The sequence below is a fragment of the Cytobacillus citreus genome (genome assembly GCF_018343665.1).
Classification (GTDB): domain Bacteria; phylum Bacillota; class Bacilli; order Bacillales; family Cytobacillaceae; genus Cytobacillus; species Cytobacillus citreus.
Map to the genome: position 1 here is coordinate 577,428 of NZ_JAGYPM010000003.1, position 15,945 is coordinate 593,372.

Annotated in this window: 17 protein-coding genes; all 17 read right to left on the bottom strand. The window is 37.0% G+C overall.

What is annotated here, in order from left to right; genetic code table 11:
- Positions 1–2: 2 nt before the first annotated feature.
- Entirely contained in the window at positions 3–641 is a 639-nt protein-coding gene (locus tag KHA94_RS14485; protein WP_213102836.1) for an O-methyltransferase, read from the bottom strand.
- Positions 642–873: 232 nt separating this feature from the next.
- Positions 874–2,010 carry an endolytic transglycosylase MltG gene (gene mltG / locus KHA94_RS14490; RefSeq protein ID WP_213102837.1) on the bottom strand — a complete coding sequence of 379 codons (1,137 nt, stop codon included), beginning with the start codon at positions 2,008–2,010 and terminating at the stop codon, positions 874–876.
- Between the two features lie 233 nt (positions 2,011–2,243).
- Entirely contained in the window at positions 2,244–2,531 is a 288-nt protein-coding gene (locus KHA94_RS14495) for a DUF1292 domain-containing protein (RefSeq protein ID WP_213102838.1), read from the bottom strand.
- Positions 2,532–2,544: 13 nt separating this feature from the next.
- Positions 2,545–2,961 (bottom strand): Holliday junction resolvase RuvX, encoded by a 417-nt coding sequence (ruvX, locus tag KHA94_RS14500; protein ID WP_213102839.1) that lies wholly within the window; start codon positions 2,959–2,961, stop codon positions 2,545–2,547.
- A gap of 3 nt (positions 2,962–2,964) precedes the next feature.
- Positions 2,965–3,231 carry an IreB family regulatory phosphoprotein gene (locus KHA94_RS14505; protein WP_057771661.1) on the bottom strand — a complete coding sequence of 89 codons (267 nt, stop codon included), beginning with the start codon at positions 3,229–3,231 and terminating at the stop codon, positions 2,965–2,967.
- A 147-nt stretch (positions 3,232–3,378) separates the two neighbouring features.
- Positions 3,379–6,012, bottom strand: a complete 2,634-nt coding sequence (alaS, locus tag KHA94_RS14510) for an alanine--tRNA ligase (protein WP_213102840.1) — start codon at positions 6,010–6,012, stop codon at positions 3,379–3,381.
- Between the two features lie 591 nt (positions 6,013–6,603).
- Positions 6,604–7,686: an AI-2E family transporter gene (locus KHA94_RS14515; RefSeq protein ID WP_213102841.1), complete on the bottom strand. Its 1,083-nt coding sequence runs from the start codon at positions 7,684–7,686 to the stop codon at positions 6,604–6,606.
- A gap of 107 nt (positions 7,687–7,793) precedes the next feature.
- Complete coding sequence (locus KHA94_RS14520; protein WP_249365541.1) at positions 7,794–7,919, bottom strand: YrzQ family protein; 126 nt, start codon at positions 7,917–7,919, stop codon at positions 7,794–7,796.
- 82 nt (positions 7,920–8,001) lie between these two features.
- The gene (locus KHA94_RS14525) at positions 8,002–8,193 is read right to left on the bottom strand and encodes a hypothetical protein (RefSeq protein ID WP_213102843.1); all 192 of its coding nucleotides are present in this window, start codon (positions 8,191–8,193) and stop codon (positions 8,002–8,004) included.
- A gap of 12 nt (positions 8,194–8,205) precedes the next feature.
- Positions 8,206–8,679 carry a PRC-barrel domain-containing protein gene (locus KHA94_RS14530; RefSeq protein WP_213102844.1) on the bottom strand — a complete coding sequence of 158 codons (474 nt, stop codon included), beginning with the start codon at positions 8,677–8,679 and terminating at the stop codon, positions 8,206–8,208.
- A 101-nt stretch (positions 8,680–8,780) separates the two neighbouring features.
- Positions 8,781–8,945, bottom strand: coding sequence for a hypothetical protein (locus KHA94_RS14535; RefSeq protein WP_213103282.1), 165 nt, complete (start codon positions 8,943–8,945; stop codon positions 8,781–8,783).
- A gap of 107 nt (positions 8,946–9,052) precedes the next feature.
- A complete protein-coding gene (gene recD2, locus KHA94_RS14540) occupies positions 9,053–11,482 on the bottom strand; it encodes an SF1B family DNA helicase RecD2 (RefSeq protein WP_213103259.1) in 2,430 nt (809 codons plus the stop codon).
- 37 nt (positions 11,483–11,519) lie between these two features.
- Complete coding sequence (locus KHA94_RS14545; RefSeq protein ID WP_213102845.1) at positions 11,520–12,179, bottom strand: tetratricopeptide repeat protein; 660 nt, start codon at positions 12,177–12,179, stop codon at positions 11,520–11,522.
- 118 nt (positions 12,180–12,297) lie between these two features.
- Positions 12,298–13,413, bottom strand: a complete 1,116-nt coding sequence (mnmA, locus tag KHA94_RS14550; RefSeq protein WP_213102846.1) for a tRNA 2-thiouridine(34) synthase MnmA — start codon at positions 13,411–13,413, stop codon at positions 12,298–12,300.
- A 29-nt stretch (positions 13,414–13,442) separates the two neighbouring features.
- The gene (locus tag KHA94_RS14555; protein WP_213102847.1) at positions 13,443–14,585 is read right to left on the bottom strand and encodes a cysteine desulfurase family protein; all 1,143 of its coding nucleotides are present in this window, start codon (positions 14,583–14,585) and stop codon (positions 13,443–13,445) included.
- A 157-nt stretch (positions 14,586–14,742) separates the two neighbouring features.
- Complete coding sequence (cymR, locus tag KHA94_RS14560) at positions 14,743–15,162, bottom strand: cysteine metabolism transcriptional regulator CymR (RefSeq protein WP_213102848.1); 420 nt, start codon at positions 15,160–15,162, stop codon at positions 14,743–14,745.
- Positions 15,162–15,842: a YczE/YyaS/YitT family protein gene (locus tag KHA94_RS14565; RefSeq protein ID WP_213102849.1), complete on the bottom strand. Its 681-nt coding sequence runs from the start codon at positions 15,840–15,842 to the stop codon at positions 15,162–15,164. Before KHA94_RS14565 ends, cymR begins: the two co-directional genes overlap by 1 nt.
- Between the last annotated feature and the right edge of the window lie 103 nt (positions 15,843–15,945).

Sequence of the window (15,945 nt, forward strand, 5' to 3'; positions counted from 1 at the left end):
TTTCACCTCTTTTTACTAATCGCGATTCCATCACCTACAGGAATAATGACTGTGAAATAATCTGGATGATTCATTAACCATTGGTTAAAATCATTTATTTTTTTCACAAGATTACGAATTCGTTTATTTTCTATATTTGATTCGTAGACTAGTCCTTTAAATAGGACATTATCTGTAATAATCATTCCATTACTGCATAAATACTGAGAATATATTTCAAAGAAGCGCTGATATTGACCTTTAGCTGCATCGATAAATATTACATCAAAGGGAGCATATTTTTTTATATCGGCTTCTGCTTCAAGAGCATCACCCTTTATAATGTGAATTTGTGCTTCCTTTTCTGCCTCTTGTATATATTTTTCAGCTAACAGATAGCGATCGGCATCTCTTTCGATTGTAATTATTTTGCTAGAAGGACAAGCGTAAGCCATTCGTAAAGCCGAATAACCGATTGCTGTACCGATTTCTAATATATTTTTAGGGCTGTGAATTCGCAAAAGCTGGAGCATCGCTTCAATGCCAGCAAGTTCCATAATAGGTACACCATTTTCCTTGGCAAACTGCTCCATTTGTTCTAAAAGCTTGGACCTGCCTGGAATGATGTTCTCAATATATGCTTGCAGCTTCTCATTTTCCAAGCTGCCACCACCTTATCTTCATGACATTTCTTTTAAATGCACTTTTTTGACAAGAAAAAATAGCGTTCACAGAGAGGATTTAAAAAATGCAGGGATTCTGCATTTTTTTCGGTAAAAAGACCGGTCCTAGCTTGTCCGTGGTTTACGCTATAGAAATCTTATTCGACACTTGAACTATTTTATCATAAATAAGAGGGGAATGCTAATTTTGATTCCCCTTTTATCGAAAGAATTAATTATTATTCGTAATATATTTCGCTTTCTTTTGATTATGTTCTTGTAATGTTTTAGAAAAAAGAACTTCCCCAGTAGAGGTAGCCAGAAAATATAAAAAATCCGTTTCAGCAGGAGCTAAAGCTGCTTCAATCGAAGTTGTTCCAGCATTCGCAATGGGACCTGGTGTTATTCCTACATTTTTGTATGTGTTGTATGGCGAATCAATTTCCAAATCTTTATAAAGCACTTTAGACTTATGTTCACCTTGGGCATAAAGAACAGTTGGGTCTGTTTGCAAAGGCATACCTGCTTCTATTCGGTTGAAAAAAACACTAGCTATTTGATCTCGATCTACTTGTTCTGTAGCCTCTTCCTCAATTAATGACGCCATAGTCAATAATTGATGAACCGTCCATCCTTTATCCTCCAACTCTGCCCGATAATCCTTAAGAACTTCAACTGTTTTATCTAACATTACAGTTACAATTTCTTCAACAGTAGGATTTTCTTTATAAAAGGAGTAGGTAGCAGGAAATAAATAGCCTTCTAAAGGATATTTAATATTTTCATTAAGGATTTCTTCTGTTAGCAAATCAGGATATTTCGCCATCATGGATTCAATAAATGCTTTATCATTTAGCATTTTAAAAACGTCTTCACCTTTTTTATTTGTTTTTTCTGCAATAATATCCGCGATTTGCTCAAGCTGCTTTCCTTCTGGAATTGTCATTTTCAAAACGACTTGATCGACTATTTTTCCTGATTTCAGGTTATTAATAATTTCAGGCATGGCCATAGAAGGACTCAATGTATATTCTCCTGCCATAAAGCCTGTTTCATTTTTAAATTTTACATAAAACTTAAATACCCGTGCATCTTTAATAATTCCATTATCCTCTAGAATTTTTCCAATGCTAGACGTAGAGGAACCGATTGGAATTTCTACTTGCTTTTCCTTTTTATTATCCGGATCTTTTGGTTGTACAGCAGATTTTATATAAAAATAACCACCACCAGCAACGGCACCACCAACAATAAATAAAATAATTGCTATGGTAAAAACAATTTTTCTTACTACTCTCGCTTCACTTTGACGCTCAAGCATTTTTTGTCGAATTAACTCTCGTTTTGCTTTTTTATCTTCTATCGACAATGACATCCCCTCCAATCCAAAAACAATTCCTTTAAAGCCATATTATTTTAATTGGCATTAGACACTTTTTATTAATACCTCGGCTTATTATACTATATTTTCTTTTTTGCGTCGTAAAATATTACCTAAAACAAGCTTATCCACAACATGGGTCACTTTTTAATCAGAAGTGACTACCATTAAAATAGTTATCCTGATAATAAAAAAAACTGGTCAAAAGACCAGTTTTTTTATTAATTTTCTTCTTCTTCCTCAAGAAATGTATTGAGCATTTCTTCAATCAAATCCCATTCCTCGTCTGATTCAATCGGCATTAATTCGCCATCTTGATTGTCTTCGCTTGGTGAGAAAGCAGAAGCATGAATTTCGATATCTTCATCATCATTTTCATCTGCACCTACTGGATAGTAAAGAACATATGACTTACCAAATTCCTCAGAATCAAATGTGAAGAGCACTTCACATAATTGCTCATTTCCTTCTTCGTCAACTACTGTAATATTATTTTCTCCGTGATTCATTCTTTTCACCTCATTAAATTTGACTATTTAAATAGCCTTGTAAGATCATAACTGCTGCCATTTTATCGATTACCTTTTTTCGTTTTTGTCGGCTAACATCAGCTTCGAGAAGAACTCTTTCTGCAGCGATCGTAGTTAATCTCTCGTCCCAAAGAATGACAGGCAAACCAAATTGTCTTTCTAATTCTGTAGCGAAATTTTGACTTGCTTCTCCACGCGGCCCGATCGTGCCATTCATATTTTTGGGTAATCCGACAACAATTTTACTTACTTCATTTTCTTTTATTATTTTACCAATTTGCTCGAAACCAAATTCATTTTTTTCCTCATTAATCTTTATGGTTTCTAAGCCTTGCGCTGTCCAGCCAAGTGCATCACTAAGCGCAACGCCGACTGTTTTAGAGCCGACATCCAATCCCATAGTTCGCATACTCTAACCCTTTCGCTGCTGATTTAAATATGATTTAACTAGCTCTTCGATGATTTCATCCCGTTCGAGTTTGCGAATAATATTTCTGGCATCCTTATGGCGGGGAATGTAAGCAGGATCCCCTGATAGCAAATAACCAACAATTTGGTTAATAGGGTTATACCCTTTATCTTGAAGAGCTTCGTACACTTGTAATAGCACCTGATTGACATCATGTTCTATCGGCTCTTCAGGAAAATTGAATCTCATTGTATTATCAAATGAGCTCATATCTTACACCTCGCTTATTTTGGATAAATATATTACATTCATAAATAACAATTTTCCTATTCAATAAAGGTAATGAATCTCTACTATTATCCATTAATTGAACAATTTCGACAGGCTACCTACATTTTACACTAATTTGGTAAGATATCAAACGGATTTAACCCATTCTTCAACAAAATTCAATGCACTTTCCAACTTTTCTGGGTCTTTTCCACCTGCTTGTGCCATGTCTGGACGACCGCCGCCGCCTCCACCACAGCGAGTTGCCACTTCTTTAACTATTTTTCCTGCTTCATAGCCTTTTTCAATTAGATCCTTTGTCACTCCAGCGATTATATTTACTTTTCCATCATTTACACTGCCTAGAACGACGATTCCAGAACCAAGCTTATTCTTTAAGTCATCTGCCATATTACGAAGATTATTCATATCCGTTGCAGCTACCTTAGCTACTAATAGAGTAACACCATCAATTTCCTTAGCTTTTGAAACTAAGCTCCCAGCTTCAATATTGCCCAATTTTGTTGCTAATGATTCATTCTCACGCTGAAGCTGCTTAATCTCACCTAATAACACTTCAATTCTTACAGCCAAATCTTTTGGATTTGTCTTTAATTTACCTGCAGCTTCTTTTAAAATACCGATTTGGTCGTTCAATAGTTGATACGCAGCTTCTCCAGTGACTGCTTCTATTCTTCGAGTACCAGCACCAATTCCACTTTCGGATTGAATTTTGAATAAGCCGATAGCTGATGTATTTGGAACATGGCACCCACCGCAAAGCTCCAAGCTATATTCACCAACTTGGACAACACGGACGATTTTGCCATACTTTTCACCGAAAAGTGCCATTGCTCCCATTGCTTTTGCTTCTTCAATTTCTTTATAAGAAATCTCTAAATCCATGCTGTGCCAAATCTTTTCATTGACAATATTCTCAATCTGCTCGAGCTCCTCAGCTGTAATCTGACCAAAGTGAGAGAAGTCAAATCTCAGGCGATCAGGCTCAACTAATGAACCTGCTTGGTTTACATGGTTACCAAGAACATCCTTTAATGCTTGATGCAGTAAATGGGTTGCCGTATGATTCTTTACAATCTTAGAACGCATTTGTTCATTGACCTTAGCATGTACTCGATCGTTTAGTTTTAGAGTTCCGGCCTCTACAACTGCCTTATGAAGATTTTGACCATTTGGTGCCTTTTGAACATCCTTAATTGATACTTTAAGACCTTCAGCTTCTAAAACGCCCTTATCAGCAATTTGTCCGCCGCTTTCAGCATAAAATGGAGTAATATCCATCATTACCTGAATTTCCTCTCCAATGGATGCCTCTTCAATTAATTGTCCATCTTTCACAATTGCCACGATTTGAGCTTCAGTTTCAAGTGTATCATAGCCAATAAATTCACTCTCAACTTTTATGTCTCCAAGTACTCCCCCTTGAACCTGCATAGAATCAACATCCTGTCTTGCTGCTCGAGCACGTTCACGCTGAAGATTCATTTCAGCTTCAAATCCATCATGATCTACCTTCATGCCTTCCTCTTCTGCATATTCTTCCGTTAATTCAACTGGAAATCCATACGTATCGTAGAGACGGAATACATCTTCACCTTGAATTGTGCTACTTCCTTTTTCTTTTTCTTTTTTAATAATCTCTGATAAAATGGCTAATCCTTCGTGAAGTGTTTCATGGAATCGTTCTTCTTCATTTTTTATTACCTTTTGAATAAATTCCGTTTTTTCCTGAACTTGCGGGTAAAAATCGTGCATGATTTCCCCGACAACAGGTACTAGTTCAAACATAAATGGGCGATTAATATTAATTTGCTTTGCATAACGAACAGCTCTGCGCAGCAAGCGGCGCAACACGTAGCCACGGCCTTCATTTGACGGCAATGCTCCATCACCAACCGCAAATGCGACAGTACGGATGTGGTCTGCAATTACCTTAAATGCTACATCAGTTTCTTTACTTTGACCGTATTTCACTCCAGAAATTTCTTCAGTTCCACGAATAATTGGCATGAAAAGGTCAGTATCGAAGTTGGTAGGAACATTTTGAACTACGGAAACCATCCGTTCAAGGCCCATCCCTGTATCAATATTCTTTTTCGGCAGCGGTGTATACGTTCCATCTGGATTATGATTGAATTCTGAAAAAACAAGATTCCAAACTTCTAAATATCGATCATTTTCTCCACCTGGATATAATTCTGGATCGTTAACATCATCACCATATTCAGGTCCGCGATCATAGAAAATTTCTGTATTTGGTCCACTTGGCCCCTCACCGATATCCCAGAAGTTTCCTTCTAAACGAATGATTCTTTCTTCGGGAACACCGATTTGTTTGCTCCAAATTTCGAATGCTTCATCATCTTCTGGATGGATCGTTACAGATAATTTTTCTTTCTCAAAACCAATCCACTTCTCATCGGTTAAAAATTCCCATGCCCATTCGATAGCCTCCACTTTGAAATAATCCCCGATAGAAAAGTTTCCGAGCATTTCAAAGAAGGTATGGTGACGCGCTGTTTTTCCAACATTCTCAATATCATTTGTACGAATTGATTTTTGAGCATTCGTAATCCTTGGATTTTCAGGGATTACACGTCCATCAAAATATTTCTTCAATGTTGCAACACCACTATTAATCCATAGAAGAGATGGATCATCATGTGGTACAAGTGATGCACTTGGTTCAATTGAATGCCCTTTTTCCTTAAAAAACTCTAAAAACAAACGGCGGATATCAGATCCAGATAATTGTTTCATTCTATATTCCTCCTAAAAAATTGGTTTATCATTTTTAAAAATTACCATCTTAATATTTTTTCTACACAAAAAAGCTCTCATCCCTAGACAGGGACGAGAGCTTACTCGTGGTACCACCCTGATTATGAAAAAATAAAGGAAGCGCCTCACTCCTTACAAGAAGCCACAAAGCCACTAACACTTAAAACTTATCTTTTCATCTCTCAGATCCTTAACGCGGATATACGGCAGGGATTAGCTGCACTCCGGATTAGCGTTCTGTTATCCTTCATCTAGGAATTCTTTCAGCCAAGGAATTCCCTTTCTGATATGAAATGCGGAAGCGCCTCGATCAGCCCCGACAAGCATAAGACAAGCTGGCTGGAAGGTTGTTCTTTAAACCTTCCTGACAGATTGGCTTATGACCTCGAGGGGGCTAGGCGCTGGAGCTAGACATTTCTCAAACTTCAAAAAACTTATTGAAATTTTAAAAATGGACTCCGCCTTTCACGCAGATGGTCTATAACATACTCTTTCCTTCTTCATGTTCACCATTTTTATTCATTATAGTCGCATTATAGCTATTTAAAATCATACTTGTCAATATTTCCTTTACGATCGTGAAAATTTTGGATTCGGACCTTTAATAAAATGCGATCTTGCATGAACAAGACTAACCTTAATAACAGCAAAAATTGGAACCGCTATAATTAGACCAATGACCCCTCCAGCTTCTCCACCTGCTAGTAATGCAAACATGATCACAAGAGGATGCATGTCTAAGCTTTTTCCAACTATTAATGGCGATAGAATATTTCCTTCTAAAAATTGAAGGACAGCGACAATGCAGATAGAGATTATAACCATTTTAATCGAGATTGTAGAAGCGACAATGATAGCTGGAATGGCTCCAAATATCGGTCCGAAATATGGGATCACATTTGTTAATCCAATAATAAAACCAAGCAGCAAAGAATACTTCAAATCAAAAATCCAAAAAAGCAAAGATGAAATGCTCCCAATTACTACACAAACAAGAAGCTGCCCCCTTATATAGCTCCCAAGCGATTTATCAACATCCCGTAAAAACAATATCCCTTCCTGCCTCCATTTTCGTGGTGTTAAATACCATACCGTCCGTCTTATTAAATCATAATCTTTTAGCATATAAAATGAGATAAACGGAATTATTGCAATAATAATCGTATAATTCAATATCTTCAGTAAAATATTTACACTTTTCGTTAGAAGTTTATCTAAAGTAGTTTCCATAGCAAGAATACCATCGTCTATTCTTGTTTGAAGGCCGTCTGGCCAAGTTGCCGTCTTCACCTGAATAAATTCTATCCAACCTCGATATTGATTCGCAAATTGGGGAGCATTTTCAGATAAATCCTTTAATTGGTGAATAAAAGCTGGAATGCCCTTATATAAGGCAAAACCAACTCCTCCGAAGAAAAGAATATATATTCCAAATACAGCAACCCCTTTATGAAGACCGCTATCATTTAGTTTTTCTACTATTGGATGGAGTAAATATGTAATAAAGGCTGAAATGATAAATGGAAGAATGACGACAAAAATAATTTTTATTATTGGTAACCATAGCTGCTGAAGCTTTAAAAAAACAAATAAAACGATGAATAGAAGTAGGAGAAAGCCTAACCGATAAAACCATTTTAATCGAATATCCATAGCTCCTCCTCCTTATTGCTATTATTTTGAGTGTGTTTAGGTAATATTATTCATCGGATTATTAGCTCACAAAAGGGCTAACGTAATGATACGTTAGCCCTTCGTAATTAAAATATTGCCTTTGAAATTCTTTTTTGCAGCTTTTTCATTTGGCGGCCCGACATCAAATTATTTCTCTGAGCTAAATTTAATACGACCATCCCTGCTCCAAAAGCAATTGCTGAGGTATACATTCGATTCAATTGTCTCACCTCGTATTATTATTGTTGAATACGATAATAATCACTCATCATCGATCGCTATTTCAATTTCTATTTACGAAAGGTAACGGCGCTCTTCCTCTCCGAATAGATCATCAAGTGAACTCAAGGTTCCGTCTTCTTCCACCTGATGTGTATTAATAATGCCTTTATTTATGGTAAGTTCAATAAAGCAGCCCCAGCAGTAATATTGGCTAATGCCTATTTTTCCAATATCCTTGCTATTGCAGTTAGGACATTTCAACACGGAAAAGACACCTCACTCATTAATATTTACAATGATGGCGTCCTTTCCAATTGCAGGTGGAACTTCGGTCTTGATTACTCTTTTTCCTTCCAGCATATCTGAAAAGAAGCCATCCGACAGTTCATACCCTACGATTGTCCCCATTTCCTCTTGAAAATATACATCCTCAAGCAAACCTAGTCGTTCTCCTTCTCTGGTCATAATGATTTTCCCAGTCAAACGGTTTTGGCTCTCAAATGTATAATCTTCTGTTTTCTTGATTGGCTGCAGTACGGTTTGATCCTCAACCATAACCCCATCCCATCCAAAGGAAGCGACATCTTTCACATCGAGAAGAAAAGTTTTTTTCAATAGCGCACTTTTCCGAACGAATAAACCTTTGACAACCCCATAACCTGAAATACTTATATCAAATACCTCACCAATTTTTGTACCACTTTTAATTTCAATGACCGGAAGCCCTTTTAGTAATGAAAATGTCCGCAAAAGTCTATCCCACCTTTCCGGAACATTTATAGTTTACGCCCTACTAGAAAAAAAATAATGTGAATCGATTTCCAATCCCACAAGCAAAAGTATTTGTCAAACTACATATATCTCGGTTTCAAAAATCTTTCATTTCTCTCTCCACCATCGGAAAGCTCTTCAGAAAATTCATGCTCGTATTTCTTATTTTTTTGCTTCGCTGCTCTTAATTCCTTTGAAGTCAAATTATTATTTGGTGCAGCCTCCTCATTCCATTTACCCACCATAATTCCTCCTTTAAAATAGCAACTTAAAAAAATTAGATTAACTTGGCGTCCCTCCAAGTTCTTTTCGCTTGTATATAAAAAGAACAGCCTAATTGACTGTTCTATTACTAGTTATTTTCTTTTTCCAAAAAATCATACGGTGTTATGTTTTCCATTCCAATAAGAGGATCGATTTTCATCAACTCATCCTCATACGCCAAAGCTATCACTGTAGGATCAGAAGTGGCAGAAGCGGAATTCATTTCTGCCATCGTTTCTTGAAGCTTTTCAGTTAAAGTGGTCAATCTAGCTTGCTCGTCTGCTCTTTCCACACCTATTCTAAGTGCTTCTGCTTCACCACATAATATTAAAAATTGCTTGCTCCGGGTAATTGCGGTATAAAGTAAATTCCTTCTCAGCATTCGATAATAGCTTTTTACAACCGGAAGAATAACAATGGGAAATTCACTACCCTGTGATTTATGAACAGAGCAGCAGTATGCAAGTGTAATTTGATTCAAATCTTGACGTGTATAAGTTGCTTCTGCTCCATCAAAGGAAACGACAACCATATCCTGTTTTTCTGTGTTTTCCTTAGCATAAAAAATGGAAACGATTTCCCCCATATCACCGTTAAAAACATGATTATCAGGCTGATTTACAAGCTGGAGAACTTTATCCCCTATTCTGTATTTGACATCTCCAAACTCAAGTTCTTTGCGAGTTCCATCTGGATTTGGATTAAATATTTCTTGAAGGATTTCGTTTAGCTTATCGATTCCTGCAGGTCCCCTATACATTGGGGCCAATACTTGAATGTCCTTTGCTGTATAGCCTTTTTTCTTTGCATTCAATACTACTTTCTCCACTACGGTAGAGATTTGACTAGGATGGCATTGAAAAAAGGATCTGTCAGCTTGCAGTGCGGTCACATTCGCAGGCAGCTTTCCCTTCTTCATTTCATGAGCAAGCTCAATAATTGATGATCCTTCTGCTTGTCGGTATATATTTGTTAATCTAACAGTAGGAATTCGTTCAGAGCGAAGCAAATCCTTTAATACCTGACCCGGGCCAACAGATGGAAGCTGATCCTCATCCCCTACAAGAATGACCTGCATATTGTCAGGGAGAGCTTTAAATAGCTGATGAGCTAGCCAAATATCAACCATTGAGGTTTCGTCAACGATTAATATTTTTCCTTCTAATGGACTTTCCTCATGACGATCAAATCCCTCAGTTCCATTCCATCCAAGCAGCCTGTGTATCGTTACAGCAGGTAAACCTGTTGATTCAGCCATCCTCTTTGCCGCTCTTCCCGTTGGTGCAGCTAATAGAAATGGAAAGGGTTCCTCTTTTTTATAATCCTTTGGATTTAACGAGCAGCCATGTAATTCTGCATATAATTCGACAATACCTTTAATAACAGTTGTTTTTCCAGTACCTGGTCCGCCAGTTAAAATGAGCATTGGAGACATTAAGGCTGTTTGAATTGCTTCTTTCTGTGTAGGGGCATATTGCACTTTAAGGCGTTCCTCTAAATTTCCTAATGCGAGGAGAAATTCGGACTCCGGAAATTGTTCATCGTACTGCGTTTGATTTAAAATCCTTTTAATATTTGTTACAAGCCCTTTTTCGGAAAAATAAAGAGAAGGTAAATACAATTTCTGTTCCTCTCCAATAATCTTACCCTCTTCTTCAAGCTTAATGACCTCATTTGAAATGTCATTGAAATCAATACCGTCGCGCTTGTTTTCCTCAAGAAGCTTTTTTGTGCTTTGCAAAAGCTCTCTTGCTTCCATATATACATGTCCTGCTTGCATGCTTTCTACTTCTAAAACATATAAAATAGCTGCCTTTATTCGATCTGGATGATTTCCGGAAATACCAAGCTTGTATCCGAGCTCATCTGCCCTGCCAAATCCTATCCCCTCAATATCCTCTACTAATTTGTAAGGGTTATTTTGAATAATCTCAATTGTTAATTCCTTATAAACTTGGTAAATCTTCATCGACAGCTGCGGCCCAAATCCAAATTGATTCAATGCGATCATTGCCTGCTCTAGCCCTTGATGCTCCATAAGCGTGTCATATAATGATTTTGCTTTTTCTGATGGAAGTTTGGGAATTTTATCAAGCAAGGAAGGCTCATTTAAAATCTTAGTTATTGCATTTTCGCCTATTACCTCAACAATATTTTCAGCAGTTTTTTTTCCAATTCCCTTAAAGAGCTCACTTGATAAATAATTTACTACGCCCTGTTTAGTTTGTGGAATGTCTTTCCGATAATGATTGGCATGAAGCTGGACTCCAAATTTCGGGTGTTCTTTCAATTCGCCATAAAAAATATATGTCTCCTGCTCATGCATTTTTGGAAAATAACCGGTAATAACGGCCTCTTTATCTTCATAATGATGATTTGTTTCTTCAACACGAATACGTAAAACAGTATATAAATTTTGCTCATTATGAAATATCGTAACAAGATGCCTACCTTTTATGTACTTCTTTTCTTGTTCCGGATATAAATCGAGAGAACCCTGCAAGTCCTGCTTCTCCATCATCACTCCTCCTCCTTCCCTCAAAACTAACCGCTTTCTATTGTTCTATTCCTTTTTCAATCAATTTCTTTCCATACCCTGCAAGTAAATGTTCTGGCCTGATCTCTAACGCCTTTTCGAAATAATGAAGCGCTTGATCTTCTACTTCCTTAAATCCGAATGCGACACCTAAATTATAATAGGCATCAGCATGGCTAGGATCGATACTTACACATTTTTCTAATTGTGAAATGGATTCGTCAATAAAATTAAGCTGTGCTAAGCATAGGCCATACTGAAAAAATGCCTCTGCATCATTTTCATTTAATTCCGTGCTCCTCTGGAGATAAGGCAAAGCTAATTTTCCTTGTTCAAGCGCCACTAACGTTAAACCTAGCATAAAATAATTATCACCGGATTCAAGTCCTTTTTTCATTGCCATTTCAAACATTTTTTTTGCTTGTTCAAACTCCTGAAGATCATAATATAAATTCCCTGCACTATAATAAGCTGTTGCAGCACCATCATCTATCTTGATTGCTTTTTCAAAAAACTTTAATGCTTTTTCAGTCTCTCCGACGACAGATAAAACATTGCCGAAATTAATGTAGGAAGACGGATCAGAGGGCTTCTCTTCAATTGCCTCCATGAATGTCTTAGCAGCTTCTTCCCATTTTCCTTCTTGCATATATTGAATACCGATTTGGTTTTTATCCATTTCAATCACTCCATTCAATAAAAAAGTATAGCATAATCCTTTACAGATTTAATATCAAACAAATTTACATCATTTCAAAATAATAGCCTCGACTCTATTTAAAGAACCGAGGCTTAACTTATCCTACATAATCAAGACGTTTACCATCTTTATAAACTTCATCAATTGTTCCGCCACCTAGGCATTCATCACCATTGTAAAATACAACTGCTTGGCCAGGTGTTACTGCTCTAATTGGATCTTGAAAAACAACTCTTACTTTATTATCTTCCATCATTTCAACCGTAACCTTATTATCCGGCTGGCGATATCTAAATTTTGCTGTGCATTCAAATGTCTGTGGTTTTTCCTTGTCTGAAACCCAGCCAACATTTACAGCAACGATAGAATGTGAGTACAGCTTTTCATTGTGGAAGCCTTGGCCAACATAAAGAACATTTTTCTTTAAATCTTTTCCAATCGCAAACCATGGTTCACCTGATCCGCCAATTCCTAAGCCATGACGCTGGCCAATTGTATAATACATGAGACCATCATGCTTTCCCATTACCTTCCCATCGAAGGTTTCCATATTTCCAGGCTGTGCAGGTAAGTAGCTGCCAAGGAATTCCTTGAAATTCCGCTCACCAATAAAACAGATTCCTGTGCTGTCCTTCTTCGTTGCAGTAGCAAGATTTGCCTCTTTCGCTATTTCCCTAACTTTAGATTTTTCAATATTACCAATAGGGAACACGACCTTCTCAAGCTGATCTTGGCCAAGCTGATTTAGAAAATAGGTTTGGTCTTTATTCTCATCGATACCGCGCAGCATTTTATATTCACCATCGCGATAAGCTACTCTGGCATAATGCCCTGTTGCTAAATAATCAGCTCCAAGTTTCATTGCATGCTCTAGAAAGGCCTTAAATTTAATTTCCTTATTGCACATTACATCAGGATTCGGTGTTCGCCCCGCTTTATACTCATCAAGAAAATAAGTAAATACCTTGTCCCAATATTGCTTTTCAAAATTAACAGCATAATAAGGAATACCTATTTGATTACAAACACGAATCACATCATTATAGTCCTCTGTAGCTGTGCAAACACCGTTTTCATCTGTATCATCCCAGTTTTTCATAAAAATGCCGATTACGTCATAGCCTTGTTCTTTTAAAAGAAGTGCTGCGACTGAGGAATCAACTCCACCTGACATTCCAATTACTACGCGGGTATCTTTCGGCTCCTTTTTCATTGGATTCACCACGTTCCTGTTCAAAAATTCTATTTTGTTAATCGCTTAACGATTTTACTTGTTTCTTTCGCTGCCCTTTCGATTTGCTCCAAAGTATTAAATAGCCCGAAGCTAAACCGAATGGAATTTTGGATACGATCATCATCTTTTCCATACATGGCAACTAGTACATGTGACGGATCGATTGAACCTGCTGTACAAGCTGATCCACTAGATGCAGCAATTCCGGATAAATCTAGATTTACAAGCATAGCCTCTACATTCGTTCCCGGAAAGCTTAAGTTTAAAACATGTGGCAAGGAATAATCAAGCGATCCGTTTTGAAAAAATTCCACTTCATTCTCAGAAAGTATTTTTGTAAAAACAGATTTAAATTCAATATATTGCATCGCTTTATTTTCCATCTCTTGCTGAGAGATTCGAACTGCCTCTAATAAACCAGCAATTGATGGGACATTTTCTGTACCAGCGCGCCGCTTTCTTTCCTGTTCCCCGCCAAACAGACGAGAAGAAAGTTTTACATCTTTATTTACATACAAAAATCCAATTCCTTTAGGTCCATTAATTTTATGTGCAGAGACTGACATTAAATCAATTCCACATTTCTGTACATTAATATTTTCAAGGCCAAATGCCTGAACAGCATCTGTATGAAATTTCGCAGAGTGACCTGCTAAAATTTTTCCTATTTCTTCAATAGGCTGAATCGTTCCGACTTCATTATTTCCATACATAATGGTTACAAGAATCGTATCTTCTCTTAATGCCTTCTTAACATCTTCTACTGAAACCCTGCCTTCTTGATCAACAGGCAAATAAGTAACTTCAAACCCTTCCTTCTCCAATTGCTTACATGTATGAAGGACTGCATGATGTTCAATTTGTGTTGTGATAATATGCTTTCCATTTTGTTTGTAAGAATGAACTACACCAAAAATAGCATGATTATCTGCTTCAGTACCACCACTAGTAAAAATAACTTCATTTGCCTCTGCGCCAATGCTTTTAGCAATCACTGCACGAGCTTCATCAATTATATGACGTGCACCACGGCCAAATGAATGTATGCTGGAAGGGTTGCCGAATTCACTATTCATCACTTCCATCATTTTATCAATTACTTTTGGATGCATAGGAGATGTTGCTGCATGATCAACGTATATCCGATCCAATTCCATTCACCTTCTTATCCTTTACAATTAATCCTGCAATGATTGAACTATTAATAATGCTGCTTATCAAATATATCCGTAAGTTTCACCAGTTTATCCGCCAATTTTCGAATATATCGCTTTCACCGTTTTATCCGCCACTGACACAATTTCATGATTAAATATAAAACATATATCCGTCAGCTGCACCATCATCTGTATAATTAGCAAGATCTTCAAGTGTAGTACTATCCAAAACTTCCTTTACAGCATCACGAATCCTCATCCAAAGATGTTTTTTCGCTGGTTCCTCATCTTCAATTCCTTCAACAGGACTGATTGGCCCCTCTAACACCCGAATGATATCTCCCGCTGTTATTTTAGTAGGCTCATCTCCTAATATATATCCTCCATAAGCACCTCGGATACTTTTAACTAAACCTGCATTTCGCAATGGAGCAATTAGCTGTTCAAGATAATGCTCAGAGAGACCATTTGTTTGAGCTATTAATTTTAATGAAGTTGGTCCTTCTCCATTTTTTTTAGCAAGTTCCATCATAATCGTTAAACCATACCGGCCTTTAGTTGAAATTTTCATTAACTGACACCTCTATCCTTTTCTTGTACTACTTGTTTGACATTTTTCTGATTCATTCTAACTAAAAACGCATCCGTTACTCTTTGACATTGCGGCAAGGCTATTCCAGCAATTGGGCCGATCGCTAAACCAATAATGATTGTCCCCAAAAAAACAGGTCCTCCCAGCTGCCACCCAATTAATAATACAACTACCTCCATACAGGCTCTTACAGGACCGACTTTCCATCCAGTTTTTGAGGTTAAAGCAATCATGAGACTATCTCTTGGCCCTGCGCCCAATTGTGCCGAAATATACATACCCATTCCATAGCAATAAATCATAATTCCACATATAAACATGATGATTTTTCCGGCTAGTGAAGATGGTGTTTGCATAAATGGCAGTAATAAATATAAATCAATAAAGACACCGATTAAAACCATATTTAAAAAAGCACCCATTTTTGGGAACTCTTTTGAAATGAGAGAAGCAATCGTTAAAATGACGATCCCAACAATTATCGACCAGCTTCCAATTGTTAAGCCGAGCTGATAATATAAACCAACATGGAGAACATCCCATGGAGTTGCACCTAAATCTGCAATAATGAGCAAAACTATACCTAGACTCATTACAAGTAAACCCGTTAAATATACAAGGAATCTAGGTCCAATTTGACCACTTTTTTTATGATTCATCCTCCGGATTCTCCTCGCCGAATATGCTTATTCTTAGTATTTAGATAGACTTTTGTTATTATAACATATTTTAGGAGAGATAATCATTTTGTCATATCTTTTA

Coding starts and splice junctions, on each gene's coding strand:
- recD2 (WP_213103259.1), bottom strand. CDS start 11,482: ATGGAGAAGCAGGACTTGCAGGGTTCTCTCGATTTATATCCGGAACAA.
- ruvX (WP_213102839.1), bottom strand. CDS start 2,961: ATGCGAACTATGGGATTGGATGTCGGCTCTAAAACAGTCGGCGTTGCG.
- alaS (WP_213102840.1), bottom strand. CDS start 6,012: ATGAAACAATTATCTGGATCTGATATCCGCCGTTTGTTTTTAGAGTTT.
- KHA94_RS14495 (WP_213102838.1), bottom strand. CDS start 2,531: ATGAATCACGGAGAAAATAATATTACAGTAGTTGACGAAGAAGGAAAT.
- KHA94_RS14545 (WP_213102845.1), bottom strand. CDS start 12,179: ATGGATAAAAACCAAATCGGTATTCAATATATGCAAGAAGGAAAATGG.
- KHA94_RS14520 (WP_249365541.1), bottom strand. CDS start 7,919: ATGTATACCTCAGCAATTGCTTTTGGAGCAGGGATGGTCGTATTAAAT.
- KHA94_RS14515 (WP_213102841.1), bottom strand. CDS start 7,686: ATGGATATTCGATTAAAATGGTTTTATCGGTTAGGCTTTCTCCTACTT.
- KHA94_RS14535 (WP_213103282.1), bottom strand. CDS start 8,945: ATGGTGGGTAAATGGAATGAGGAGGCTGCACCAAATAATAATTTGACT.
- cymR (WP_213102848.1), bottom strand. CDS start 15,162: ATGAAAATTTCAACTAAAGGCCGGTATGGTTTAACGATTATGATGGAA.
- mnmA (WP_213102846.1), bottom strand. CDS start 13,413: ATGAAAAAGGAGCCGAAAGATACCCGCGTAGTAATTGGAATGTCAGGT.
- KHA94_RS14505 (WP_057771661.1), bottom strand. CDS start 3,231: ATGAGCTCATTTGATAATACAATGAGATTCAATTTTCCTGAAGAGCCG.
- KHA94_RS14565 (WP_213102849.1), bottom strand. CDS start 15,842: ATGAATCATAAAAAAAGTGGTCAAATTGGACCTAGATTCCTTGTATAT.